Source organism: Bradyrhizobium sp. I71 (assembly GCF_022354745.1).
Lineage (GTDB): Bacteria > Pseudomonadota > Alphaproteobacteria > Rhizobiales > Xanthobacteraceae > Bradyrhizobium > Bradyrhizobium liaoningense.
Genome location: NZ_CP059398.1, coordinates 4,160,049 through 4,185,360, shown reverse-complemented (window position 1 = coordinate 4,185,360; position 25,312 = coordinate 4,160,049). Strand labels below are relative to the sequence as shown.

Here is a 25,312-nt window from a genome sequence, read left to right as displayed (position 1 = left end):
TTCGAACAAAAAGCCCGGCCGAACGGCCGGGCTTTTGATCTCTTGCGTTCGACGCGGGGCTTACGCCGCCTCGTCGGCGACGGTCGTGTCGTCGCCATCGGTATCGTCCGACTCACCCTCGGCATCCGCGTCGGCTTCGCCCTCGGCGGCTTCCGCCTTGGCGTTGCGGCGCGGGCTCTTGGCGAGCTGGGCTTCGATCTCCTTGACCGCTTCGGTCTCGGTCGAGTGCTGCACCACCGCGATCTCGCGGGAGAGACGGTCGAGCGCCGCTTCATAGAGCTGGCGTTCGCTGTAGGACTGCTCCGGCTGCGACTCCGAGCGATAGAGATCGCGCACGACTTCCGCGATCGCGACGATGTCGCCCGAATTGATCTTCGCTTCGTATTCCTGGGCGCGGCGCGACCACATGGTGCGCTTGACGCGGGCGCGGCCCTTGAGCGTCTCCAGCGCCTTCTTGACCAGCGCCGGATCGGACAGCTTGCGCATGCCGACATTGGCGACCTTGGCGGTGGGCACGCGCAGCGTCATCTTGTCCTTGATGAAGTTGATGACGAACAGCTCGAGCTTCGCACCGGCGATCTCCTGCTCCTCGATGGCCAGGATCTGGCCGACGCCATGAGCGGGATAGACGACGAACTCGTTGGCCTTGAAGCCCTGACGCTGGGTCACGACCTTCTTTTCCTCGACCTTCGGCGCAGCAGCGGGCTTGGCAGCCGGCTTCGCCGCCGCGGGAGCCTTGGCAGGCGCAGCAGCAACAGGAGCCTTCGTCGCGGGCTTGGCAGCGGCAGCGGGAGCCTTGGCAGTTACCGGCTTTGCAGTCACAGGCTTGGCAGCAGCAGGCTTGGCAGCGGTCGCTTTCGCGGCCGGTTTGGCAGTCTTGTTAGGCATTGCGCTTCTTTTGTTCTTCGAGGACTTTGCAGCCGGCGCCTTCGTCGCGGTCCGACCCTTGGATGCGCTACGGCTGGCCGCGGCGACTTTTTTGGCCTCCTTATGGGAAGCCCTCGCTGAAGTACTCTTTTTACGCGTTTTCTGTGACACAGCCTGCGCGCGGAAACTGCCACGCCCCTGTTCGACATTTGGTTTCACGGGAACCCAGAGGGGCCAAACGGGCTGACGGGGTTCGGCTTAATGTGCCCAATATAGCACATTTCCCGCAAAAATCAATGATTTAGGGGTCTTCAGGGCTGGTTTTCGGCGGCAACGCCGCTATTAGGGTTAAGTTTGGGCCCGAATTAGTCGCCCGAGCCCGGGTTCGGAGAAAAATATTTCTCGAACTTGCCTTCCATGCCGTCGAATTCCTTGGCGTCGGCGGGTGATTCTTTCTTCTGGGTGATGTTGGGCCAGCTCTTGGCGTAGTCGGCATTGACCTGGAGCCACTTTTCCAGGCCCGGTTCCGTGTCCGGCTTGATGGCGTCGGCCGGGCATTCCGGCTCGCACACGCCGCAATCGATGCACTCGTCGGGGTGGATGACGAGCATGTTGTCGCCTTCGTAGAAGCAGTCGACCGGGCAGACCTCGACGCAGTCGGTGTACTTGCACTTGATGCAGTTTTCAGTGACGACGTAAGTCATCCAACGCTCCGAAAAGCTCTTTTAAAAGTCGTGGCTTGCGTAGCGCGGATGGCCCGGCGCCGCAAGATCGGGGAGGCCGATCATGACGGCTTTGCGCCGTTTGATCGACCAAGAAATGAATACAAAGCGCAATTAATTGCGCTCGCCGAGCTCCTGGTAGAGCACCCGGGCCGAGGCAGCATCGCCGCGGCGTTCGTTGAAGCCCGTCACCTTCAGGACGCGCACCGTGCGATCGAGCGCGACGGTGAGCACGTCGCCGATCTTGACGGCATGCCCCGGCGAGGTCTCGCGCGCGCCGTTGATGCGGACATGGCCGGTGACGACGAGCTCGGCGGCGGAGGTGCGGGCCTTCACCACCCGCGCATGCCACAGCCATTTGTCGAGGCGCTGCCGCTCGGTCGTCGTGACTCTACTCCCTGCTCCTTCTGACGCGTTGTCTTCAGGCGAACCGCTCCGGACTTCGCGTGAAGACGCGACGTTACTCCTTCCGGCCGGACAGCTGCTCCTTCAGCGCGGCAAGCTTGGCGAAGGGCGAGTTCGGATCGGCGGGACGGTCGCGCTCGCGCGGGCTTGCGCTGGAGGCGTAGGGACGGAGCGACGGACCGCCCTGGCGGTCGCGGCCCTTGTCGCGGTCGCGGCCACGGTTGTCGCGGCCCTTGTCGCGATCTCCGCCGAACTTGCCCTTGTCGCGGTTGCGATCCTTGTCGCCGCCCTTGCCCTCGAAACGACGATTCCTGTCGTCGCGGCCCTCGGGACGCGGCGCGCCGTCCGCACCGCCTTCGCGCGGCTTGCGGAAGTCCCTGCCGCCATCGCGGCGACCGCCGCCGTGACGATGTCCCGGCTTCGCGCCTTCGGCGGCTTCGGCGGGTGCGGCCGCGCCAGCTTCGGCCCCCGCCTGCGGACGCGGCTGATGGTGACGCTGGTGGCGATGGCGCTCGTGGCGCGGCTTGCGGTCCTCGTGACGGCCGGCCGGGCGCCAGACCTCGACCAGCTCGGGCTCTGCGGGCGCGACTGCCGCCTCAGGCGCGGCAGCGTCGGGGGCTGCGGCGGCTTCGGTCGCGGCCGTCTCGGCGGCAGCGGCTTCGAGGCCGGCAGCCTCGGGGGACGTCGCAGCCTCTTCTGCCGGCGGCGCAATGCCGGGGGCATCTTCGGGCGTGACGGGGGTCTCGGGAGCGGCTTCGAGCGCCGGCTCCTCATGGGCGGGCTCGTCGTGCGGCTCCATGCCGGGCGCGTCTTCGACCGTGACGGACTGATCAGCGGCTTCGGTGGAGGCGGTCGATTCCGCCGGCAGGCCGGCAACGGCCTCCGCCGCGGTCCCGGTCGAAGCCTCGGTCGAGGTCTCCGCGCTGCCCTCGGCGGGCGGCGTCTCGGCCGCAACCGTTTCGGTTACAACCGTTTCGGCCGCAACCGTTTCGACGACGACCGGCTTCGGCGGCAGCGGCGGACGCTTCTCCATGCGATAGCCGAGCGCGCGCAGCACAGAGGCGAAGTCTTCGCCGGCCGATCCCGTCAGCGAGGTCATCGCCTGCGTGACCACGAAGCTGCGGCCGTCGAATGCGCCGGCGGGCTTTTCGCCGGGCGAGTTCTCGCGCCACGCCAGCGCCGGGCGGATCAGATCGGCCAGCCGCTCCAGGATGTCGACGCGCACGGCGCGCTCACCGGCCTGCTTGTAGCCGAGCACGCGATAGGCATCGCGCGGCAGCTGCTTGTCGACCGGGAACGAGGTGCGGCCCGACGACGCCAGATGCTGCGCGCCCGAGAGCGCGGAGAGATCGACATTGTCCTGCTTCAGCGCCCAGAGCAGCGCAGCGAGTGCGCGCGCGGCGGGCTTGAGCAGGCCGGGGAAATAGATGTGGTAGGCGCCGAAGCGGACGCCGTATTTCCGCAGCACGGCGCGCGAGGACTGGTCGAGATCCTTCAGCTCGTTCGCGATCTTCGGGCGCTCGAGCACGCCGAGCGCCTCGACCAGCTGATAGGCGATGCCGCGGGCAATGCCGGTGACGTCCTCGGCCTTCGACAGCTCGAACATCGGCCCGAGCAGCTTTTCGATATGCGTCTTGAGCCAGAGCTCGAGCCGCGCCTGCACCTTGTCGCGCGGGCCGCCGGTCAGGCGCTCGTCGGAGATGATGCGGATGCGCGGATGCAGCGCGTCGTCTGCGGCAGACAGCCGCGCCACGGCATCGCCGGTCCAGCGAATGATGCCTTCCGAGGTCAGCACGAACTGCTCGTCCGGCGCGTTGCCGAGCTTCTCGGCGCGCGCGTTGATCTCGCCGGCGAGCACCGCTTGCGCTGCGGCCTGCAAGGCTTTCGCATCGGAGCCTGCTTCCGCAGCATCCGGTGCAAAGGTGAAGCCGTCGAGGCGGCCGATGACATGGCCTTCGACGATGACTTCGCCGGTCTTGCCGATTTCAGTATTCAAGCTCGTGTTCTCCCGCAGGCGGCGCATCAATACACTGGTCCGGCGATCAACGAAACGCTCAGTCAAGCGTTCATGGAGCGCATCCGATAATTTATTTTCGACCTCCCGCGCGATCCCCTGCCAGCGTTCCGGGTCTCTCAGCCAGTCCGGGCGGTTGGCGACGAAGGTCCAGGTGCGGATCTGGGCGATTCGGGCCGACAGCGTGTCGATATCGCCGTCGATGCGGTCGGCCTGGGTGACCTGGGACTCGAACCAGGCGTCGGGAATGCAGCCCTTCCGCATCAGGAAGCCGTACAGCGTCGTCACCAGCTCGGCATGGGCGGCGGGCGACAGTTTTCTGTAGTCCGGGATCTGGCAGGCTTCCCAGAGCCGTTCCACGGCGGCCTTGCCGTGCGCGATATCGCGCACCTCGCCGTCGCGGGCGGCGTGGTCGAGCACGCGCATGTCCTCGGCGATCGGCGCGCGCGTCAGCGCCTCGTGGCCGGGGGCGAGGTTCAGCGACACCTGGAGCGCGCCGAGCGAGGAGAAATCCAGCTTCGAGTTGCGCCATTGCAGCACCTTCACGGCATCGAAGGTGTGGTTCTGCAGCGCGTTGACGAGTTCGGGCTCGAACGGCGCGCAGCGGCCCGTGGTGCCGAAGGTGCCGTTGCGGGTGGCGCGGCCGGCGCGGCCGGCTACTTGCGCGAACTCGGCCGGTGTCAGGCGGCGGAACTGGTAGCCGTCGAACTTGCGGTCGGAGGCGAAGGCGACGTGGTCGACATCGAGATTGAGGCCCATGCCGACGGCGTCGGTGGCGACGAGATAGTCGACGTCGCCGTTCTGGAACATCGCCACCTGCGCGTTGCGTGTGCGGGGCGAGAGCGATCCCAGCACCACCGCGGCGCCGCCATGCTGGCGGCGGATCAGCTCGGCGATGGCGTAAACTTCATCCGCCGAGAACGCGACGATGGCGGTGCGGCGCGGCTGGCGGGTGATCTTGCGGTCGCCGGCGAATTCGAGCTGCGACAGGCGCGGCCGCGTGATCATGGACACGCCCGGCAGCAGCCGCTCGATGATCGGGCGCATGGTGGCGGCGCCCAGCAGCAGCGTCTCGTCGCGGCCGCGACGGTTGAGCAGCCGATCGGTGAAGACGTGGCCGCGCTCGAGATCGGCGGCGATCTGAACCTCGTCGACGGCGAGGAAGGAGACGTCGAGATCCCTGGGCATCGCCTCGACGGTGGAGACCCAATAGCGCGGGTTCTTCGGCTTGATCTTCTCCTCGCCGGTGACGAGCGCGACGCTGGCGGCGCCGGCCCTGTCGGCGATCTTGTTGTAGACCTCGCGCGCGAGCAGGCGCAGCGGCAGGCCGATCATGCCCGAGGGATGCGCGAGCATCCGCTCGATGGCGAGATGGGTCTTGCCGGTGTTGGTCGGCCCGAGCACCGCAGTGACGCCCGCGCCGGGCACTCGATCGTGAAGGGCGCGCTCGGAGGCGAAGGGGGAGGAGGAAAAAGCCATGTCTGGGGGATTAGGTAGTGGCGATTTGGGCGAATGTCAGTGCTGGATGAGGCGGGCCGGGGGCTGGGTGTCGGCCATGTCTCCGAACGCTGCGCGGCAACCACGCACTCCGCTGTCATGCCCCGGCTCGACCGGGGCATCCAGTACGGCGCGGCCTCTCCGCTCGACCACAACCGCCTCGGCGTACTGGATCGCCCGGTCAAGCCGGGCGATGACACCGTGGGTGTGGGAACGCCCTCGCCGAACCCTCCGCAACTGTCTCACTTTGCGACGCTTTTCCCGTTCGCCTTAAGTTTCGGAACGACTCTAGAACGAATCGCGGCCGAATCGCTGACTCCCCGTTGAGTCCCGTTCCGTTCTCGCAACATGTCGCGGGACTCGTGCTGGTTGTGCACTAGATGGAGGTTCGGGCCGCCGCACAAGCGGCCGTATCGGTTAAAGCTGGGGACGGCGCGGAGTCGAATCAGAATCGGGGCGGAGTCAAATGGATTCCCGTTGTCTCGCTCTGCCGTCATGCCCGGGCTCGTCCCGGGTATCCACGTTCTCGGCCCCGCGCAGCAAGGACGTGGATGGCCGGGACAAGCCCGGCCATGACGCTGGTGCTGGGGCCGGACGCCTTTTTCGTGAGAACAACCCCATGCACAGTAGGGAAGTGATTGAAAAAATTACGCTTCTTCTCCGTCATCCTGAGGCGCGAGTGGCGCGGCGCTTGCGCCGCGCCGGGAGCCTCGAAGGATGAGACGGCCCGGATGCGGCGGCTGGCGCTGAAATCCTCGTGGCGAGAGGGGGGCTGTCGCCCTTCGAGGGCCGCTGAAAGAAGCGGCCACCTCAGGGTGACGGTCAGGGAGAGGAGTGGGTAGCCAACGCCGGCCTACTGCGTCTTGGCGACGCGCGGCGGCTGGGCCGAGGTGATGAAGCTGGTGGCTTCCAGCATGGCCGGTCCGAGCGGCGTCGGCACTTTCAGCCAGAACGGGACCAGGATGCGCGTGCCGGCGACCGGGGCGAAGGCGATCTCGATGTTGCGCTGGGCGGCGAGGTATTTGATCACGGGACGATCGGGGATGTAGCCGGCAACAGGCACGAAATAGAGCGAGCAGACCACGACCGGGCCCTTGTACCCCTTCTCCGCCTTCACGGTCTCCATGCGCTTGAAATCGAGCTTGAGGTCGTAGCGCATGCGACCGTCGAACACCGGCGCGCCGTTGTGGCAGGCGTCCGGCGAAACGGGATCGCCGCTGCCGGGCACGCGCAGGAGCGAGGCCGTCATGGGGTCCCAGACGCCGCGGCGATGCGCCTCGGTGACGACGATACGATCAGGGTCGACCGGCGGTTCGGGGAGGATCGCAAAATCCTTCACATTGCCCTTGTCGAGGGTGATGCGGATTTCTTCGGTCTTCTTCTGGGTGGTGGTGGAGGCCTGGTAGCCGGTCGCCACCAGCGCGCCGTTGACGACGCGCCCCTGGCTGGCGCCGGTGCCCGAGCCGCCCGTGAAGGACTTCAGCAGCCCCGTGGTGCCGCCGGCGGCCGCCGCCGAAAACACGTCGTCCTGGATATCGATGTTCCAGGCGCCCTTGCCGACGGGAATGCCCGCCAGCGAGGCCTCATACTGCGCCTCGAGCTTGCCTTGCGCTGCGGCCGGCACTGCGCCCCACGCCAGGGCCAGCGCGCAAAGCGCCATCAGCCATCCGGCCAGGCGCGGACGGGCTGAGCGCAAATCCTGCGCAAAAAGAGACGTTGCAAGCACGGAGCAATCCAATCAGGGCGCGATGCGCTGTTACTTAAACCAAAAACCGCGGCAAACAATGTGTCCGGACGTATCCGCCCCGGAACTCCACCTGATATTTCGGCGGCGAATACGCCCTTTATGTGATGGTAACGCGCGATAATCATTGCCGTTTTGGTGATCGGGCGGTAACCGCGGGCTCCCACCTCTCCCGCTTGCGGGAGAGGTCGCGCGAAGCGCGGGTGAGGGCTCTCTCCTCTTGGGGGCACCGTCCGCAATGACGTCCGGGCCCCCAAGAGGAAAGAGCCCTCTCCCCAACCCTCCCCCGCGCGCGGGGGAGGGAGCGCACCACCCGGGCGGCTCTAAAAGACACCCCAAAAACTTGACGTCCCGCCCCTTCCCCCCTATACGTCCGCGCGCTCCCTGCAAGGACAAAAGAATTTGCCCCCGTGGCGCCCCGAATGGCGGCCGCAGATCGTTGGGGGTTCAGGATAAGGATTTTTGCCATGTCTCGCCGCTGCGAACTGACGGCCAAGGGCCCCCTCGTCGGCCACAAGGTCAGCCACTCCAACATCAAGACCAAGCGCCGCTTCCTGCCGAACCTCGTCAACGTGACGTTCATCTCGGAAGCACTGGGCCGCAACGTGCGCCTGCGCGTCTCCACCAACGCGGTCAAGAGCGTCGACCACAATGGCGGCCTCGACCCCTTCCTGCTCAAGGCCAACGCCGACAATCTGTCGCCGCGCGCCCTCGAGCTGAAGCGCGCCATCCAGAAGAAGGTCGGCGACGCGCAGCCGGCCAAGCAGGCGAGCTGAGTTTTCGGAAATTGGGCGGGGGCTAAGTAGCGTCGCGTGGCGTAGGCTTAGCCGAGTAAGAGTTTGCGTTGCGGCCGGATCGGAAGATCCGGCCGTTTTTGTTTGTGCATTACTCGCCTAAAAGCAACCATCTTTGATTTATTCAATTAATGTTTGCAGAGGTAAAATTTTTCATCCGCCGGGGTTTTCAGTGCCACTTAGTCTATTGAAGTTGGTGCGGCTCGTCATTCCGGCCGCCCTAATGCTTTTCTACGCTAAGCTTCTCGGTCACATGACGGGGCTATGGTCCACCACGCTTCCGGACTTCGAAAAGTCGGCGTATCTCCCGATCGTAGTCATTCCTGCTGTTCTCTACTATCTCACACCGCTTCGCAAATGGACCAACGCTTATCACCACAAGCGCGTCGTCGAGAGACTGCGCGAGGGGCTCGTTAAGATCACCGGTTATCCGGATCAGAAAGATCGATATACTTGGAAAAAGCTACGACCGCTCTTCTTTACCTTGGTCGACAGCGACGAGAGTCTCAAACAAAAAGCAAGTTTGGCCTACGCAAACGGCGCCATATGGACGTCGTGCGCGGACTCCACGATCTTAGCCCTGCTGTTTTTTCTCGTTTCAATGTTGCTCTTCTATCTGAAGATCGAAGAAGCTTTCCCCGCGGGTATGATTTTTCTTTTGATTGCGGTCTTCTCCTTCGCAGGCTCTCTTGCGTGCACCTCTAGTCAAATCGGCATCGGTGCAGAGCAACTCGAAGTGATCGACCTGAAGTACAAGTCTGAAGTCGAGAAGCGATTAAATGCTCTTGATGGATGATCCGGTACTCCGTTCAATTGAAATGACTACTGAAGCAATACGGGCCAGAAGCACAGCGCATTGGATCATCGCATTCTCGGGCGGAAAAGACTCGTCCGCAGCGCTAAAGATTTTCCTCGCTGCTTATCGTCGCGCGAAGGTCAATCTCTCTCGAATGACCTTGATCTATTGCGATACCGGTGTCGAGAATCCCGTGCTGGACGCCTATGTGAAGGCATTTCTTCAGAAGGTGAGGCAGGAATTCGTCGAGCTTGGGCTATCCATCAACATAGAGCTACTCAAAGCGCCCATTCCTGATCGCTTCTTTGTGAGAATAATAGGACGTGGCTACCCGCCACCTACCAACAGTTTCCGATGGTGTACGACTGGATTGCGAATAAAGCCCGTCTCGGAATTCATTGCGAAACAAAATCCGGACAACACAGTCGTTGTCTTGGGCCTGAGGCAATCTGAAAGCAGACAACGAGATCGCGCGTTGGCTCTAAGCTCCAACCTCTATTGGCAGAAACAGCGAGAGGGCAAAGGGGACTACGATCTCTTTCTACCAGTCGTAGAAATGAGCGTGCCAGAAGTATGGGATACAATTTTCGGTCTTTCTCTCCCGAACGCATTAGATAAGTCTGACTTAGAAACGCTTTACCGCGGAGCCTCGGGCGAGTGTCCCGTCATTAAGGCTCCGACTGCTCCCCCATGCGCCTCAGGCAGATTTGGATGTTGGACCTGCACGGTTGTCCGCAAGGACAAGTCTGCAAACGAACTGATAAAGTCAGGCCATTTTCAATTGAGACCATTCTTGGCATTTCGCGATTGGCTCGCAGAATTTCGTAACGATCCCGCCAATCGATGGCACACGAGGCGCAACGGCAGCGCCGGACTAGGCCCGTTTACGATTAAGGCCCGAAGGGAAATTCTCCGGAGAGTCGACGCGCTTGAGGATTTAACTGCAACAACAATAATCGACGTCGAAGAGCGAGGCGTTATTGCTGCTTTATGGACTATGGACAATTTTGCCCGGTTAGCCTTCAGGCCACAGGGCAATTGTTGAATCGCTGGAGTCCAACATCAAGCTAGTGCTAGGGGCTTGGCAGTTTACCGATTGCCCTCGGCTACTCTAGCCTGCTACCTCACCCAGTAGCAGCCCCTATACTTGCGAACACTGCAAGGGCGGAATCTAGAATGATCTTTGAGAGCAGCCCCTGGAAGCAGCAATTGCTTAGAGACGCGGGGAGTCTAAACAAGATATCAAGAGCCCGCCTTGGAGAGAGCAATGAAGACGCTTTGCTCGCTCGTCTTGAGCGCCTGATCTTCATTGGCGCCTATTCGATGCGTAAGCTTCACGAATCGGGAAAGCTATCGACCGATTGGACAAAGGTTAAGCTGTCTTGCTTCCGTTTCGAATTTATCGGAAATGGCACGCCGACCATCTTGAATTCTCACAAGATTGAACAGTTCTATGATCTCGCCAATCCTTTAGACGTGAGAATGCCTTCCGACGAATTTTGTAACCGCGTCGTGCATAGCTTTGTCTTCTCACCGGTGGTGAGCGAAGAGGGTTGTGTAGAGGGATTTCATCTTACCTCGGATCGTCTGAAGAAGCAGTGCCTTTGGCTTGTCCCTTTGGCTGAGGTCATCGCCTTGATGCGACGGACAGGAAAGGATTACCCAACCCACGGCGCTTGGGTTGGAACCGCAAGCGGCGAGCTAAAAATCTGGGCGGGGAACGAAGAACCGCCGGCAGAGTGGCTCGCTAACGCCGAAAAATCGCGACGCTAGCGCCGACTGCCGAGCGTCTTTTTGATCCTTTGCTAGTTGCGGTAGGAGCCTCGGTTTTCCAATTTTCCGCTATACTCGCCCCGGTAGCATCACCCGGAGGCGCATCCCATGGAGTCCGCGCACGACACCGACCGCAAGCTAGATCCGAAAAACCTCGTCATCTGCTGTGACGGCACCGGCAACGAGATCAGCGAGAACATCTCCAACGTCCTGAAGCTCTATCGCTGCCTGCGCAAGACGGACAGGACGTCGCCGCGGCAGATGGTGTATTACGATCCCGGGGTCGGCACGGTGACGGAGCCGACGACGTGGCACCGCTTCAAGGCCAACGTCAACATGGTGCTGGGGCTCGCCACCGGCTACGGGCTCGATGACAACGTGCTCAGCGCCTATTGCTTCCTGGTCGAGCATTATGCGCCGGGCGACAGGATCTACCTGTTCGGCTTCTCGCGCGGGGCCTACACCGTGCGGGTGCTGGCGGGGCTCATTCACAAGATCGGGCTGATCTCGCCGGAGCAGGCGAACCTCGCAGGCAGCGGCCTCGTCGCCTACAAGCAATATTCCGGCACCGGGCGCGGCAACGCGATCGAAGACGTCGAGGGCATCGCGACCGACGAGAGCGGGCCGCTGCCGAAGGACGCATTCGACCTCGCCGCGCAGTTCGCGCGCATCACCTCGACGCGCTGGCCGACCATCCACTTCATCGGCGTCTGGGACACGGTGGCGAGCGTGATCGTGCCGCGGCGCGACAATTTCTTCTTCCTGTTCAGCCTGGAGGAGCTCGCCTTCACGCTGCGCAACCCCAGCGTCAGGATCTTCCGGCAGGCGATCGCGATCGACGAGCGGCGCTGCATGTTCCGCCTGAAGCAATACCGGGAGCCGCAGGACTTCTGGAGCAACCGCTACGTACCCGACGAGAAGAAGGTGCCGCAGGACATTCTGCAGGTGTGGTTCGCCGGCGTGCATTGCGACGTCGGCGGCGGCTATCCGGAGGTCGAGAGCGGCGAGTCGAAATACCCGCTGATCTGGATGATCGAGGAAGCCGCGAAGGCCGGGCTGAACTTCAATCCGCGCACGGTGAACCAGCTCGCCTGGGGCGTCCAGCGCAAGAACTCGCCGTTCCACTATGTCGCGCCGGCCTACACCGGCAAGACGGGTCAATTGCACGATTCGATGACGCCGGCCTGGCGCGTGCTGGAGTATTTGCCGAAGAGCGCCAGGTACAAGGAATGGCCGGAGCGGAAGGCCTATTTCGGCTTCTACATCCCCGACTGCGAGCCGCGCGTCATCCCCGAAGGCGCGCACGTGCATGAGAGCGTGCTGAAGCGGATGGCGGTGGAGCCGGACTACCGGCCGGTGAACATGCCGAAGGATTACGTGACGGTGCCGATGCCGGTGGGGCCGGCGCACGCGGAGGCGGCGGGGGCACAGGTGGAGGGGGGCGTGACGGGGTGAGCTGCGATTCCCTTCTCCCCTTGTGAGAGAAGGTGGCGCGCGAACGCGCGCCGGATGAGGGGTTGTCTCCACTCGCAAGACCGGTCGTGAGGAGAGAACCCCTCACCCGGCTTCGCTTCGCGAAGCCACCCTCTCCCACAAGGGGAGAGGGTGAAGGCGGCGCATCCTGCTACCCCGCTTTCTGCTTTCGCCAACACTTTTCGTTAAAATTCTCATTCGCGGCTTAGCGCGATCGCATCATCTCGCCTGCCATCATGGCCCTCCAAACCGACTGCAGAACCTGCGGACTTGGAGGAGACGTGCCACAGCATCCGCGAAAGTTTACCCGCGTCAAGCCAGCAGGGCTGGTCTCACGCCAGGCCAAGATCATCACCGACCCGCGCGCGCCGGTGATCCCCTGCACGCTGATCGACTATTCGCCCGGCGGGGCCTGCGTCGATCTCGGCGGCCAGGTGAAGATCCCCGATCGCTTCGAGCTCCTGCACGTCAACACCAAGAAGCGCTGCCGCATCGCCTGGAAGCGCGGCACGCGGGTGGGCGTGGTGTTCTGAGCCATGCTGCTGCTGACCCTCCCCTGGAGGCAGGGCCATCGCATATGGATTTCACAAGGACTGTCTGCGGGCTTGCTCCGCCTCTCCCGCTTGCCGGGAGAGGCCGACGCGCTCGCAGAGCGCGGCGGGTGAGGGCTCTCGCCACGCAGGGACATTCTCATCAATCCCTGGCAATCCCGATGCGGAGACACCCCCACCCCAGCCCTCCCCCGCAAGCGGGAGAGGGAGCCCAGTGCCGATGCCGCCGCATTGTGCGCACCATATGCGATGACCCTGCCCTGGAGGGGGAGGGTCAGAAAGTTACTTCCGCATCCTTGCCTTGGCGCCCGCGACGATCTGCATGACGACGCCGGCGAGCCAGCCGGCGAGGACCAGCCAGGTCCAGAGCATGTGCGGGTCGATCCGCAGCACGATGACGAAGACGGAGACGAAGGCGGTGAGCGTGGCAAGCAGCGTGCCGGCGGAGCTCATGAATTCGGCGGCGTCGATCTGGCTGTGCGCATCGTCGAACGGCAGCTGCGGCGTGTCGATGCCGAGATAGAAGCCGATGCCGCCGAGCACCATCATCAGCAGCAGGAAGCCCTGGGTGGTGAGCACGGGAATCGCCGATCCGACATAGGCGCCGACGAACAGCCCGCACGATGCACCGGCCATCGCAAGGCCCACGCGCTCGAAGATGTGAGCAGCTTTGCGAACAGGATAACGCATGGGCGGCCCTCCATTGCCTCGGCTGCGCGGAAGGTTAGGCCAGTTTCGAGGGGCGTGGAAGCTCGGGGGAGTTACGGAGGGGCGAGGAACGTCTGAATCACGCCCGCCGGAATTCGACATCTACGTGTGGTGCACGCCTGCCTCCCCATCGTCATTGCGAGCGAAAGCGAAGCAATCCAGAACCCCTCGGCGGAGGCAGTCCTGGCTTGCTTCGTCGCAAGGGCTCCTCGCAATGACGAGGGCGGGGCAGGATCATCGCGCCTCAGGTGCCCTCACCGCGCGCCGAACGTGGTCTTGCCGAACAGCGCCTTCTGCGTCGAGGGCTGCGAGCGCCAATATTGCGGGGCCGCTTCGACCTCGCCGCCGAGCTCGGCGGCGGCGTGCCAGGGCCAGCGCGGGTCGTAGAGCATGCCGCGGGCGAGCGCGACCATGTCGGCCTTGCCGGATGCGACGATCTCTTCCGCCTGCCTTGCCTCCGTGATCAGGCCGACGGCGATGGTGGGCAGGCCGGTCTCGCGCTTGATGGCGTCTGCGAACTGCACCTGATAGCCGGGGCCGAGCGCGATCTTCTGCAGCGGCGAGACACCGCCGGAGGAGGCATCGATCCAGTCGACGCCGCGCGCCTTCAGCGCTCTCGCAAATTCGATGGTCTGCGCCAGGTCCCAGCCGCCCTCGACCCAGTCGGTCGACGACACCCGCATGCCGACCGGCTTGTCGGCGGGGAATGCGGCACGGACCGCGTCGAACACTTCCAGCGGATAGCGCATGCGGTTCTCGAGGCTGCCGCCATATTCGTCGGTGCGCCGGTTCGAGATCGGCGACAGGAATTGATGCAGGAGATAGCCGTGCGCGCCGTGCACCTCGATGGCGTCGATGCCGAGCCGCGCGGCGCGCCTGGCGCTGTCGACGAAGGCCTCGCGGATGCGCTTGAGGCCCGAAGCATCGAGCGCCGCAGGCGCGGCCTCGCCCTCCTTGTGCGGCACCGCGCTCGGGCCGACCGTCTGCCAGCCGCCGTCGCTGACCGGAATCAGCTGGCCGCCGTCCCAGGGCCGCGCGCTGCTGGCTTTGCGGCCGGCATGGGCGAGCTGCATCGCGACCGCGGCGGAGGAATGCTTGCGCACCGAATTGAGGATCGGCTTCAGCGCGGCCTCGCAGGCATCGCTGTAGAGCCCGAGGCAGCCCGGCGTGATGCGGCCGATCGCCTCCACATGCGTCGCCTCGATGCAGAACATCGCCGCGCCCGACAGGCTGAGATTGTTGATGTGGGTGAAGTGCCAGTCGGAGGCGACGCCGTCATCGGCCGAATACTGGCACATCGGCGACACCACGATGCGGTTCTTCAAGGTCAGGCCGCGCAGCTTGATCGGGGAAAACAGGACGCTCATGCGGGGAGTTCCGGAAGGTGGGAGGGCGATGCGGAGGAGTGTAGTGGGAGACGCGCGGATTGCTAGCGGGGCGGAGGAATGGCGGGTCGCCTCGGCGTGCATTCCCGCAATTGCGATCTGGCGCGAGCCAGCCTCTCCATCGCAATGACAGGGAGAGACTGCCTACTCCGCCAGCGTGAACTGCAGCAGCAGGGTCCGTTGCAGCATCGAGAAATTGTCGTCGGAGATCAGGGTCAGCACCGTCTCGCCGTCGGCGGTGACGTGGGCGTCGATGGCTTCCATGTTGTCGATCTCGTGGCCGAGATCGGCGGCGAACAGCGCAGGGCCATCGACCAGCGCACCCGGGACGATCGACTTCAGGGGGATCGAGCGGATGCGGATGTTGACGCCGGTGAACCAGGAGAATTTGCGTTCGAGGATGAGCAGCTCGCCGGAGGGCAGCAGCACGGCATCGCTGATGTCGTATTTCTCGGTCCGCCGCACGCCGAACTGGCCGGGCGTGGGGCCGCCGATCAGGAAGGCGATGAGGTTGCCATCGGCATCGAGCCCGCGCTCGGAGAAGGCGATCAGGCTGCCCGCGAGCGGCTGGCCCTGGCCCTTGGGAACGACGACCATCGCCTCGAGCCCCTTGTTGTAGGGCAGCTTGCGCAAGGCCGGCGGGACGCTCATCACCTCGCCGCGGGCACGGGTGCCGCCCTTGGCAAAATCGTAGCGCAGGATCTGGTTGACGCGCTCGAGCCCGACATAGACGAGGTTGCCATCGCGCGCGAGCGACTCGGTGTCGTACCAGAGCTTCTTCTCGGTGATCGGCCGGCCGTCGGCGCCCAGCACCGGCGCGGCCTCGACATCCGCAAGGCCCGTCATCTCGCGGCCGGCATAGCGGATGGTGCCGGTGAACCAGCCGCCCTGGTCGGAGATCGCGAGGAAGCGCTCGCCCTTGCCGTCGAGGAAGCGGATGCCGGACAAGCCGCCGAAGCCGCGATAGGGCGAGGTCAGCACCAGGCCGCTGCGATAGTCCAGCGAGCCGAAGCGCGTGCGCGTGCGGTCGCGCGGCTCGAAACTGGGAATGGGGCGCGCGTTGACCTCGACGCTGACGGGCTCTGCGACGGCGTGCTCGACCTGGAGCGCGCGCGGAGGCGGCTCGGTCGTGGCTTGCGCCAGCGCGAGGCGGGAGACTGCGAGGGTGGAGAATCCCGCCGCCGCGTGGCCGAGAAAGCGGCGGCGGGATGAATGCGTGCTCACGAATGCAATTTGCGTCGCGGGCGACCGGGTGCTTGCGTGGGCGCCGTGGCGGTCTCGCTGAAGAGTTCGGCGAGCTTCTCGGTGATGGCGCCGCCGAGCTCCTCGGCGTCCACGATCGTCACCGCGCGGCGATAGTAGCGCGTCACGTCATGACCGATGCCGATCGCGATCAGCTCGACCGGCGAGCGGGTCTCGATCTCCTCGATGATGTGGCGCAGGTGCCGCTCGAGATAGTTGCCGGGATTGACCGACAGCGTGGAATCGTCGACCGGCGCGCCGTCCGAGATCATCATCAGGATCTTGCGCTGCTCGGGCCGGCCGAGCAGGCGCTTGTGCGCCCAGTCCAGCGCCTCGCCATCGATGTTCTCCTTCAGCAGCCCCTCGCGCATCATCAGGCCGAGATTCTTGCGCGCACGGCGCCAGGGCGCATCCGCCGACTTGTAGATGATGTGGCGGAGATCGTTGAGACGGCCGGGATTGGCCGGCTTGCCGGCGGCCAGCCAGGCCTCGCGCGATTGCCCGCCCTTCCAGGCGCGCGTGGTGAAGCCGAGGATCTCGACCTTGACGCCGCAACGCTCCAGCGTGCGCGCGAGAATGTCGGCGCAGGTCGCCGCGACCGTGATCGGGCGTCCGCGCATCGAGCCGGAATTGTCGAGCAGCAGCGTCACCACGGTGTCGCGGAACGTCGCCTCCTTCTCGTGCATGAAGGACAGCGGATGATAGGGATCGGTGACGACGCGCGACAGCCGCGCGGGATCGAGGATGCCCTCTTCGAGGTCGAACTCCCAGGCGCGGTTCTGCTGCGCCATCAGCTTGCGCTGCAGCCGGTTGGCGAGGCGGGCGACGATGCCCTGCAGATGCGCGAGTTGCTTGTCGAGATAGGCGCGCAGCCGCTCCAGCTCGTCATGGTCGCAGAGGTCCTCGGCCGCGATCACCTCGTCGAACTTGGGCGCGAAGGCGTGATATTCCGGCCCGCGCGGCTCGTTCTTGCCGTGCGCGTTGGGACGCGTCGCCTCGCCGGGCGTCTCGTCGTCGCCGAGCTCGCCGTCGTCGAACGTATCCGAGGTCGAGGCCTGCGCGCTTTCCATCGCGCTCTCGCTCATCTCTTCCGAGGTCGCCTGCGCCTGGTCGGCGCTCATCTCCTGCGCTGCGTCGGAATCGGGCGAGCCTTCGGCGCCGGACTGGTCGTTGTCGCCGTCCCGGTTCTCGTCGTTCTCGTCATTGTCTTCGCTGTCGGCGTTGCGCTCGTCGCCGAGCTCGAGCGCCGACAACAGATCATGCACGGCGTCGCCGAACTTGGTCTGGTCCTCGACCACGCCGTCGAGCCGGTCGAGCCGCTTGCCGATCTTGTCTTCGAGGATGGGCCGCCAGAGGTCGACCATCTTCTTCGCCGCCGCAGGCGGCGCGAGGCCGGTCAGGCGCTCACGCACCAGCATCGCCAGCGCATCGGCCAGCGGCGCATCGGCGCGGTCGGTGATCTCGTCGAACTTGCCGCGATGAAAATGATCGTCGAGCATCGCGGTGAGGTTCTTGGCAACGCCGGCCATGCGGCGCGCGCCGATCGCCTCGACGCGAGCCTGCTCGACCGCCTCGAACACGCCGCGCGCCTGCGGATTGCCGGGCATCAGCTTGCGATGAACCTTGGGATCGTGACAGGCGAGCTTGAGCGCGATGGAATCGGCATGGCCGCGCACGATCGCGGCATCGCGCCGGGTCATCTTCCGCGCGGGCTCGGGCAGCCGCGCCTTCCCCGGCGCAAGGCCGGGCCGCTCGGCCGCGAAGCTGACGTCGAGCTCCGGCGTCCTGGCGATCGCCTTGAGGCAGGAGGCGACCGAGCGCTTGAACGGCTCGGTCGGCGCTTCCTTGTTGGTGCGGAATTTGGAGTTGGAGGTGGTGCTCATCTCGATCTCACCGTCGTCCCCGCGAAAGCGGGGACCCATAGCCACCGGCGGTAGTCAGGGAAATTATCACGTCGCTTCAATCGAGATATCACGCGGTATGGGTCCCGGCGTTCGCCGGGACGACATCTCGCGAGAGATCAGCTCAGCGCCACGTTCACCGCCGATTCCGGCAGCTCCGCGTTGAAGCAGCGCTGGTAGAACTCGGCGACCAGGGGGCGTTCGAGCTCGTCGCACTTGTTGAGGAAGGTGACGCGGAACGAAAATCCGATATCGCCGAAGATGTCGGCGTTCTCCGCCCAGGTGATCACCGTGCGCGGGCTCATCACCGTCGACAGGTCGCCGTTGGCGAAGGCGTTGCGGGTCAGGTCAGCGAGGCGCACCATCTTGTTGACGATGTCGCGGCCTTCCTGGGTGCGATAGTGCTTGGCCTTGGCCAGCACGATCTCCACCTCCTCGTCATGGCTGAGATAGTTCAGCGTGGTGACGATCGACCAGCGGTCCATCTGGCCCTGGTTGATCTGCTGGGTGCCGTGATAGAGGCCCGAGGTGTCGCCGAGGCCCACCGTATTCGCTGTGGCGAACAGGCGGAATGCCGGATGCGGCTTGATCACCTTGTTCTGATCGAGCAGCGTCAGGCGTCCCGAGACCTCCAGCACGCGCTGGATCACGAACATCACGTCCGGGCGGCCGGCGTCGTATTCGTCGAACACCAGCGCGACGTTGTGCTGCAGCGCCCAGGGCAGGATGCCGTCGCGGAATTCGGTGACCTGCTTGCCGTCGCGGACCACGATCGAATCCTTGCCGACGAGATCGATGCGGCTGATGTGGCTGTCGAGGTTGACGCGCACGCAGGGCCAGTTCAGGCGGGCGGCGACCTGCTCGATATGGGTGGATTTGCCGGTGCCGTGATAGCCGGTCACCATGACGCGGCGGTTGCGCGCAAAGCCCGCGAGAATGGCGAGCGTGGTGGCACGGTCGAAGCGGTAATCGGCGTCGACTTCGGGCACGTGAGGATCGACTTCGGAATAGGCCGGCACTTCGAGATCGCTATCGATCCCGAACACCTGGCGAACCGACACTTTCATGTCGGGCAGACCGGAAACTTCCTCAACTTTGGACAGGGCGGCGGTCGTCATCAATCCTCCGAGGTCCCGGGCGGTCCCGAAACCGGTTATTCGCACGTTGGCTGCGGCTGGGTGCTGAAAAGCAACCTATCAGAGACACGGGGCCGGCAGAAGCCCGCCCTCCAATCAAAGTTCCATTGTCTTTTCATTTAGATAGGCAAGGAGCGCAGTTTTTGGAGGGCTGCCTTGCGAATCACGCTCGTATTTCGGGCGGGGGAACGTCTCTGCCTTCACAAATGGCAGGTTTGCCGCTCGTGCTTACTTAGATAGGGTCTGACCTCCGATGCTCCAACCCGCCGCAGAGACGACGTGACGTCCTTCCTCGATCCGCTCATCTCCTTCGTCTCGGCCCATCCATGGCTGGGCTACCTGACCCTGTTCCTGGCGGCGCTGCTCGAAGCCGTGCCGGTGGTGGGATCGGTGATCCCCGGCTCGACCATCATCCTGGCGCTGAGCGCCCTGGTCCCGGGCGGCGAGCTCAAGCTGCAATGGGTGCTGCTGGCGGCCGCGCTCGGTGCCGTGCTCGGCGACGGTTCGGCCTACTGGATCGGGCACCGGCGCCAGCGCGAGATCCTCAACACCTGGCCGCTGACCAATTATCCGCGCGTGGTCGCCGAGAGCGAGAGCTTCTTCAACCGCTTCGGCACCTGGGCCGTGTTCTTCGCCCGCTTCGTGCCGCCGGTTCGGGCCTTCGTCCCCGTGACCGCCGGCGCGCTCGGCATGGCGCCGGCCAAATTCTACGCGGTGAACATCCCGGCCATCCTGGCCTGGGCGCCCGCGCATGTGCTGCCGGGCGTGCTGGCGGTCTCAGCCCTGCACGAATATGCCGGGCTGCATTATCATGGGCATGTCGGCAAGCACATCTGGATCCTGACCGTAACGGGCGCGGCGATCGCATTCGGCGCCGCGTTGTGGTTCATACGCCGCCGGAGCCGCAGCGAAGTCGCCGCGTCGAAGCCGCAGACCTAGTTTCCGCAGGGCGACCGTCTCTCACGGCGCGTTGAGCAACACCCACAAGCGTGAGATCTTACCGCCTTCGATTTCCGCGACGTCGGCCCCGGTCACGGCGACTGGACCATGCTCAGGCCCGGCGTGCCAGGCCAGACGTGCCAAACCATGATGCCCGACGGCGACGCCATCGGGTACGAACCTGAATGTCGGCCCAAACTGCTGCAGAAGTTCTCCGGCGACGCGCGATATCTCTGACCGGCCCCGGACGATCTTCGTCGGCTCGTACATCACGGGCTCTTCGACGAACAACTCGGCGATGGCGGCGCGCCGCTTGTCCTCGCTCCGCTCGTTGAACACGCGCTCAAGATTTGAGCGAAGCAGGTGGTCGAAATCGGTACTATCGGTTGTCATCTGGGTAGCCTTTCATCATCTCATATCGTTGGTGAACCTTCTCGGAGGGTCAGCCGAACTTGACCAGGTTCAGCGCCGGAAGCGGACCACCGGGAAACTGGGTCAGCCTGCCTCCGATTGCGAGCGAGCCCAGATCGATGCCGAAGAATCCGAGCCGATCGATCAGCGCGCCGACAACGGCTTTCGCATCAGCGTCATCTCCCGAGTAGAACAGCACGCGCTTGCCGCCGTCGCTCGCAGGGTCAGTTGCGAGGAGCTGCGCCAAAAGATGATTGAATGCCTTCACCACCCGCGCACCGGGCACGAGATCTGCGAAAACCTCGGACGAGGCGCGGCCACCGAGTTCAGCCGGCTTGAACAGCGGGGCCTCGATCGGATTGTTGGCGTCGACGACGATGCGGCCGGCGAATGGCGGCAGCCCGGCGAGCGCATCCGGCAGCTTCGACCAGTTGACTGCGACGAACACGATCTCCTTGGCAGCGGCCTCTTCGCGGGTGCCGGCGGTCACGAGCGGACCGAGTTCGGCAACGGTCGCGGCCAGGCTTTCCGGGCCGCGGCTGTTGGACAGGGTCACGGCGATGCCGTTGCGCGCCAGGGCTTGGGCGATTGCGCGGCCAATATTGCCCGCGCCGATGATGCCGATAGTGGACATGGAAAATCTCCGAGATGTTTGGGATCAGCCAAGCTGATCGGTGGTGCAGAGATGGTCCAAACATTGCCCCTTGATTAGGAAGATATTGCTCGTAATATTTTCAACGATTGCTTGAGAATAGATAGATGGAAACGCTGGCGAACCTGGAATCCTTCCTCCGCAGCGCCGAATGCGGCAGCTTTTCGGAGGCCAGCCGGCGTCTCTCGTTGACTCCGGCCGCCGTCAGCCGAAACGTCGCCATGCTGGAGCGCAATCTCGGCGTCCGGCTGTTTCATCGTTCGACGCGGAAATTGACGCTGACGGAGGCGGGCGAGACGTTTCGCGTGGCGATCTCCGACAATCTCGAAGGCCTCCAGGCAGCCATTGCAGGGATATCGACCGGCGGCACCGAGCCGGCAGGCCTTCTCAAGGTCAGCCTGCCACCGACATTCGGTACGGCTCATATCCTGCCGCTACTTCCCGGCTTCCTTGCCCGGTATCCGCGGGTCCGCCCTGAGTGGCACTTCGAGAACCGTCAGGTCGATCTGATCGGCGAAGGCTACGACGCGGCTATTGGTGGCGGGTTCGAGTTGTCGCCGGGACTTGTGAGCCGAACACTTGCGCCCGCCCATATCGTCGCCGTGGCGTCACCAGCCTACATGTCCGGGCGCGTGCCTCTGACCAAGCCTGATGAGTTGGCCAGGCTCAATGGCATCGTGATGCGCTCGCTGCAAACCGGGCGCATCCGGCACTGGTCGATGCGCGATGTTTCGGGACGGGAAGTTCAGGCGTCGCTGTCGGAGTCCATCGTGGTCAACGATCCCGCCGCAATGCGCGAAGCAGCGCTGCTGGGCCTGGGAGTGGCCATGCTCGCGACAGCCGACATCCTTCCAGCGCTCGAAGACGGCTCCCTGCTGCGCCTGGTACCGCGCTGGTACTGCGACGCCGGTGCGATCTCGATCTATCATGCATCGCGCAAGCTCGTGCCCGCGAAGACGAGAGCCTTCGTGGACTGGGTGGCGGAGGCATTCAGGAAGAACCGGCTCGCCGAACGTTTCGCCGGAAGCCTGAGCTGACAAGGTCGGCAGACTATGTGTCCCGAGTTCTGGAATCCGCGGCTGCCGTCCGCCGCCCCGGCGCCGGCCCGACATACCGCGCCCGCGGCCTGATCAGCTTGCCGAACTGCAATTGCTCGCTGGCGTGCGCGATCCAGCCGACGCTGCGCGCCATGGCGAACAAGGCGAGCTCGCTGCCCGCGGGCAGGCGCAGTGCGTGCACGAGGACTGCGAGCGCGTAGTCGATGTTGACGAATTCGCCGGTGGCTTCCGCGATGCGCTCCGGCACCTCGCGGGTGAATTTGCGCGGCGCGCCGGCGCGCGACAATGCGTTCAGCAGCGATTGCGCGCGGGGATCGCCGCGCTTGTAGACGCCATGGCCGAAGCCGGCAAAACGCTCGCCGAGCGCGACGCGCTCGCGCACCATCGGCTCGACGTCGCGGTCGACCAGCGCCTTCACGAGCTGCGAGGCCAGCACGCCGGCCCCGCCATGCTTCGGCCCTTTCAGCGCCGCGAGGCCGGCGATGACGGAATCGTAGAGGTTGAGGCCGGTCGAGGCCGCGCAGCGCGCGGTAAAGGTCGAGGCGTTCAGCTCGTGATCGGCGAGCAGAACCAGCGCGCGGCGGATCAGATCCGACGCATGCTTGTTGTCGGGCGCCCAGGCGTTGGCGATCTGCCGATGCAGCGGCTCTGCCGACGGCTCGGCGTTGAGCATGGTCGCGACCAGCAGGCGGACGATGCGCGCGCCGACCATGGCGCGGCCATCGGGCGCACGGGTGAAGGCGCGGGGATCGGCACTGGCGGCCAGCGCCAGCACGGCGATGGCCCGGTCGATCGGCGCCGCCCGGCGCGCGGCCTGCCCGATCGTGCGCATCTCCTCGGATATCTCCGGCTGATTGTCCGGAGCGAACGGATCGACGCCGGAGACGTCCCAGAGCAGCGTCGCCGTGTGCTCCAGTGTGTCGCTCTCGGAAAGATCGACGCAATTGACGCCGCGATAGATCGCGCCCTCCTCGGTGATGGTCGAGATCTCCGTGTCCATCACCGGCAGGTCGGCATCGAAGCTGCGCAGCCCGCGCGGCTCCGGCGACGGTACGCGGCGCTCCTTCAGCGCCCGGACATCCTCGGCGCGGTAGCGGTTCTTGCGCGAATCCGGCGTCGGCTCGGAGCGGATCAGGCCACGGCTGACATAGGCGTAGAGGGTGGCCGGGGAGATCGCGAGCTCGGCGGCCGCCTCCCGGGCAGAAAGGTACAGCCCATCGGAATTTTTCATATTGATTTACGTAATCAAGATTGATCAATCTGTCGAGAGGCCCGACCTTTCTCGCGTGAAAGGAGACAGGCCATGAACATTCATCTGACCAAGAGCCAAATCGGGCTGGACGGCGTCCCCGCGGCTGAAACCGTGCTGAGCCATGTCGATGGCGAGCGCGGCGAGTTGATCATCGCCGGGGAGCGTGTCGGCAACCTCGCCGCCAAATCGAGTTTCGAAGGCGTCACCGCCCGACTGTGGAACGGCGCGAGCAAGACCACGCTGAGCGAAGCCAATGTGCGGGCGAGCCTGGGCGCGGGGCGCGAGCGCGCCTTCGCGCGGCTGCCCGACCTGCTGCCGGCGACGCGCGGCATGGGCATCGTCGACGGGTTTCGCGCAGCCGTCGCCGCGCTTCGCGCCGAGCACGGGCTGGAGCATGAGGCGACCATCGTCGGCGCATTCCCGGTGATCGCAGGCGCACTGGTCCGCCGCGCCAACGGGCAGGAGCCGGTCGCGCCCGATCCCGGCGCGAGCCACGCTGCCGACACGCTGCGCATGCTGCACGGGCGCGCGCCTGCAACGCGCGAGGTCACCGCGCTCGATGCGTATCTCGTCACCGTCTGCGACCACGGCATGAATGCCTCGACCTTCACGACGCGCGTGGTGGCCTCGACGCAAGCCGATCTGTTCGCCGCCGTGACCGCGGGCTATTGCGCGCTCACCGGCCCCCTGCATGGCGGCGCACCGGAGCCGGTGCTGGAAATGCTGGATGCGATCGGCTCGCGTGAACGGATCAAGCCGTGGGTCGACGCGGCGCTGGCGCGCGGCGACCGGATGATGGGCTTCGGTCACCGCGTCTATCGCGTGCGCGACCCGCGCGCCAACGTCCTGAAGACCGCGATCGAGGCACTGGCTTCCAACGGCGCCGACCTGCCCTTCGCCGGCGAGGTCGAAGCCTATATCCGCGCCGCGCTGCGCAAGAAGAATCCGGAGCGGCCGCTGGAGACGAATGTGGAGTTCTTCACTGCGATCCTGCTCGACGCGCTCGCGATTCCGCGCCAGGCCTTCACGCCGATCTTCGCGGTGGCACGCGCCGCGGGATGGACTGCACACGCGCGCGAGCAGCAGCGGACGGGACGGTTGATCCGGCCGAGTTCGTCCTATGTCGGGGCGATGCCGAAGACGTGAAGTATCCGGTGAATGATCGGCGGCAGCGTGCCGTGCTTCCCCTCTCCCTTTGCGGGAGAGGGTCGCTTCGCGCCGCGGCGAGTGATGGGTTGTCTCCGCGCGCAAAACTGTCAGCGGAGTATCTCGGAGGGATACCCCTCATCCGGCGCTTCGCGCCACCTTCTCCCGCAAGGGGAGAAGGAAGAAAGAAAGCGAGGCCTTACGCCTCCCGCACGACCGTCTTCAGATAATTATACGCCTTGATGATCTCGATCAGGCGGTCCTCGGTGGAACGGTCGCCGCCATTGGCGTCGGGGTGGTGCTGCTTCACCAGCGCCTTGTACTTGGTCTTGACGTCGGCGAGCGTCGCACCGGGGCCGAGGCCCATGACCTGGAGCGCCTTGCGCTCGGCGTTCATCACCTTGCGCGTTTCGGCCTTGGGCGGCGCCTCCGGGCCCTTCCGCCAGCCCGTGCGGCCATTGAGCTCCTGGAACATGCTGAACGGATCGAACGCGCCGTCGATCTCGGCTTCCGCGCCCTTCTTGACGCCGCCATTGGCGCCCATCTTCCAGGTCGGACGGTGGCCGGTCAGCGCATCCTTCTGGTAGCGCGCGACGGCGTCGGCGTTCATGCCGGAAAAGAAATTGTAGTTCTGGTTGTACTCGCGCACGTGGTCGAGGCAGAAGTGCCAGTATTCGCGCTGGTTCTCACGGCCCTTCGGCGCGCGGTGGCTGCCCTTGTTCTGGCAGCCGGTCCATTCGCAGGCGACCACGCTGTCGCGCGGCTTCGCTTCCGCCTGCTTGCCGCGCGGCTTGACGCGGATGGAGTCGAAGAACTTTGATGAATCGATCGGCATGGCTGACTTTG

At 64.8% G+C, this 25,312-nt stretch carries 24 protein-coding genes; 10 read left to right on the top strand and 14 right to left on the bottom strand.

The genetic code is table 11. From position 1 onward, the window contains the following. Nucleotides 1–60 precede the first annotated feature (60 nt). The 4 genes from FJV43_RS20235 to FJV43_RS20220 all read right to left on the bottom strand — a co-directional run bounded on the left by FJV43_RS20235 (nucleotide 61) and on the right by FJV43_RS20220 (nucleotide 5,487). A complete protein-coding gene (locus FJV43_RS20235; protein WP_239620233.1) occupies nucleotides 61–888 on the bottom strand; it encodes a CarD family transcriptional regulator in 828 nt (275 codons plus the stop codon). A gap of 344 nt (nucleotides 889–1,232) precedes the next feature. After that, nucleotides 1,233–1,571, bottom strand: coding sequence for a ferredoxin FdxA (fdxA, locus tag FJV43_RS20230; RefSeq protein ID WP_018643465.1), 339 nt, complete (start codon nucleotides 1,569–1,571; stop codon nucleotides 1,233–1,235). Nucleotides 1,572–1,703: 132 nt separating this feature from the next. Continuing rightward, on the bottom strand, nucleotides 1,704–1,928 hold the full coding sequence (locus FJV43_RS20225; protein WP_239620231.1) for a S4 domain-containing protein: 225 nt from the start codon (nucleotides 1,926–1,928) through the stop codon (nucleotides 1,704–1,706). Nucleotides 1,929–2,049: 121 nt separating this feature from the next. Continuing rightward, nucleotides 2,050–5,487 (bottom strand): helicase-related protein, encoded by a 3,438-nt coding sequence (locus FJV43_RS20220; RefSeq protein WP_239620229.1) that lies wholly within the window; start codon nucleotides 5,485–5,487, stop codon nucleotides 2,050–2,052. 33 nt (nucleotides 5,488–5,520) lie between these two features. On the opposite strand from FJV43_RS20220, the gene FJV43_RS20215 reads away from it, so the two are divergent. Further along, nucleotides 5,521–5,832, top strand: coding sequence for a hypothetical protein (locus FJV43_RS20215; RefSeq protein WP_239620227.1), 312 nt, complete (start codon nucleotides 5,521–5,523; stop codon nucleotides 5,830–5,832). A gap of 526 nt (nucleotides 5,833–6,358) precedes the next feature. On the opposite strand, the gene FJV43_RS20210 is transcribed toward FJV43_RS20215, so the two are convergent. After that, the gene (locus FJV43_RS20210) at nucleotides 6,359–7,165 is read right to left on the bottom strand and encodes a DUF3108 domain-containing protein (protein WP_239620225.1); all 807 of its coding nucleotides are present in this window, start codon (nucleotides 7,163–7,165) and stop codon (nucleotides 6,359–6,361) included. Between the two features lie 551 nt (nucleotides 7,166–7,716). Here FJV43_RS20210 and rpmB point away from each other — a divergent pair. From rpmB to FJV43_RS20180, 6 genes are all read left to right on the top strand, one after another. Further along, nucleotides 7,717–8,025 (top strand): 50S ribosomal protein L28, encoded by a 309-nt coding sequence (gene rpmB / locus FJV43_RS20205; protein ID WP_061882608.1) that lies wholly within the window; start codon nucleotides 7,717–7,719, stop codon nucleotides 8,023–8,025. Between the two features lie 241 nt (nucleotides 8,026–8,266). Beyond that, nucleotides 8,267–8,839 (top strand): hypothetical protein, encoded by a 573-nt coding sequence (locus FJV43_RS20200; protein ID WP_239620223.1) that lies wholly within the window; start codon nucleotides 8,267–8,269, stop codon nucleotides 8,837–8,839. Beyond that, the gene (locus tag FJV43_RS20195; protein WP_239620222.1) at nucleotides 8,823–9,884 is read left to right on the top strand and encodes a phosphoadenosine phosphosulfate reductase family protein; all 1,062 of its coding nucleotides are present in this window, start codon (nucleotides 8,823–8,825) and stop codon (nucleotides 9,882–9,884) included. The genes FJV43_RS20200 and FJV43_RS20195 overlap by 17 nt, the downstream gene beginning before the upstream one ends. Nucleotides 9,885–10,015: 131 nt before the next feature. Then, nucleotides 10,016–10,612: a hypothetical protein gene (locus tag FJV43_RS20190; RefSeq protein ID WP_239620220.1), complete on the top strand. Its 597-nt coding sequence runs from the start codon at nucleotides 10,016–10,018 to the stop codon at nucleotides 10,610–10,612. A 108-nt stretch (nucleotides 10,613–10,720) separates the two neighbouring features. Beyond that, nucleotides 10,721–12,067, top strand: a complete 1,347-nt coding sequence (locus FJV43_RS20185) for a DUF2235 domain-containing protein (RefSeq protein WP_239620218.1) — start codon at nucleotides 10,721–10,723, stop codon at nucleotides 12,065–12,067. Between the two features lie 254 nt (nucleotides 12,068–12,321). Next, nucleotides 12,322–12,618, top strand: coding sequence for a PilZ domain-containing protein (locus FJV43_RS20180; RefSeq protein ID WP_239620216.1), 297 nt, complete (start codon nucleotides 12,322–12,324; stop codon nucleotides 12,616–12,618). Between the two features lie 300 nt (nucleotides 12,619–12,918). Here FJV43_RS20180 and FJV43_RS20175 read toward each other — a convergent pair whose 3' ends face one another. The 5 genes from FJV43_RS20175 to cobS all read right to left on the bottom strand — a co-directional run bounded on the left by FJV43_RS20175 (nucleotide 12,919) and on the right by cobS (nucleotide 18,990). Next, nucleotides 12,919–13,326 carry a hypothetical protein gene (locus FJV43_RS20175; protein WP_197969279.1) on the bottom strand — a complete coding sequence of 136 codons (408 nt, stop codon included), beginning with the start codon at nucleotides 13,324–13,326 and terminating at the stop codon, nucleotides 12,919–12,921. Nucleotides 13,327–13,598: 272 nt separating this feature from the next. Next, on the bottom strand, nucleotides 13,599–14,711 hold the full coding sequence (locus FJV43_RS20170) for an NADH:flavin oxidoreductase/NADH oxidase (RefSeq protein ID WP_239620215.1): 1,113 nt from the start codon (nucleotides 14,709–14,711) through the stop codon (nucleotides 13,599–13,601). 162 nt (nucleotides 14,712–14,873) lie between these two features. Further along, on the bottom strand, nucleotides 14,874–15,953 hold the full coding sequence (locus tag FJV43_RS20165) for an esterase-like activity of phytase family protein (protein WP_239620214.1): 1,080 nt from the start codon (nucleotides 15,951–15,953) through the stop codon (nucleotides 14,874–14,876). Continuing rightward, the gene (gene cobT, locus FJV43_RS20160) at nucleotides 15,950–17,854 is read right to left on the bottom strand and encodes a cobaltochelatase subunit CobT (protein ID WP_239620212.1); all 1,905 of its coding nucleotides are present in this window, start codon (nucleotides 17,852–17,854) and stop codon (nucleotides 15,950–15,952) included. Before cobT ends, FJV43_RS20165 begins: the two co-directional genes overlap by 4 nt. 137 nt (nucleotides 17,855–17,991) lie before the next feature. Next, nucleotides 17,992–18,990 (bottom strand): cobaltochelatase subunit CobS, encoded by a 999-nt coding sequence (cobS, locus tag FJV43_RS20155; protein ID WP_239620211.1) that lies wholly within the window; start codon nucleotides 18,988–18,990, stop codon nucleotides 17,992–17,994. A 297-nt stretch (nucleotides 18,991–19,287) separates the two neighbouring features. Here cobS and FJV43_RS20150 point away from each other — a divergent pair, with 297 nt between their 5' ends. Then, on the top strand, nucleotides 19,288–19,947 hold the full coding sequence (locus FJV43_RS20150; RefSeq protein WP_239620209.1) for a DedA family protein: 660 nt from the start codon (nucleotides 19,288–19,290) through the stop codon (nucleotides 19,945–19,947). 21 nt (nucleotides 19,948–19,968) lie between these two features. On the opposite strand, the gene FJV43_RS20145 is transcribed toward FJV43_RS20150, so the two are convergent. Next, on the bottom strand, nucleotides 19,969–20,340 hold the full coding sequence (locus tag FJV43_RS20145; protein ID WP_239620208.1) for a nuclear transport factor 2 family protein: 372 nt from the start codon (nucleotides 20,338–20,340) through the stop codon (nucleotides 19,969–19,971). 49 nt (nucleotides 20,341–20,389) lie between these two features. Beyond that, nucleotides 20,390–20,992 carry an NAD(P)-binding domain-containing protein gene (locus FJV43_RS20140; protein WP_239620206.1) on the bottom strand — a complete coding sequence of 201 codons (603 nt, stop codon included), beginning with the start codon at nucleotides 20,990–20,992 and terminating at the stop codon, nucleotides 20,390–20,392. A gap of 125 nt (nucleotides 20,993–21,117) precedes the next feature. Between FJV43_RS20140 and FJV43_RS20135 the strand changes: the two genes are divergently transcribed. Continuing rightward, entirely contained in the window at nucleotides 21,118–22,047 is a 930-nt protein-coding gene (locus FJV43_RS20135) for a LysR family transcriptional regulator (RefSeq protein ID WP_239620204.1), read from the top strand. 13 nt (nucleotides 22,048–22,060) lie between these two features. Here the strand turns inward: FJV43_RS20135 and FJV43_RS20130 are convergent, their stop codons facing one another. Then, the gene (locus FJV43_RS20130; protein WP_239620203.1) at nucleotides 22,061–23,299 is read right to left on the bottom strand and encodes a citrate synthase family protein; all 1,239 of its coding nucleotides are present in this window, start codon (nucleotides 23,297–23,299) and stop codon (nucleotides 22,061–22,063) included. A 72-nt stretch (nucleotides 23,300–23,371) separates the two neighbouring features. Between FJV43_RS20130 and FJV43_RS20125 the strand changes: the two genes are divergently transcribed. Continuing rightward, a complete protein-coding gene (locus FJV43_RS20125) occupies nucleotides 23,372–24,466 on the top strand; it encodes a citrate synthase/methylcitrate synthase (RefSeq protein WP_239620201.1) in 1,095 nt (364 codons plus the stop codon). 199 nt (nucleotides 24,467–24,665) lie between these two features. Here the strand turns inward: FJV43_RS20125 and FJV43_RS20120 are convergent, their stop codons facing one another. Next, entirely contained in the window at nucleotides 24,666–25,301 is a 636-nt protein-coding gene (locus tag FJV43_RS20120; protein WP_194390964.1) for a DnaJ domain-containing protein, read from the bottom strand. Between the last annotated feature and the right edge of the window lie 11 nt (nucleotides 25,302–25,312).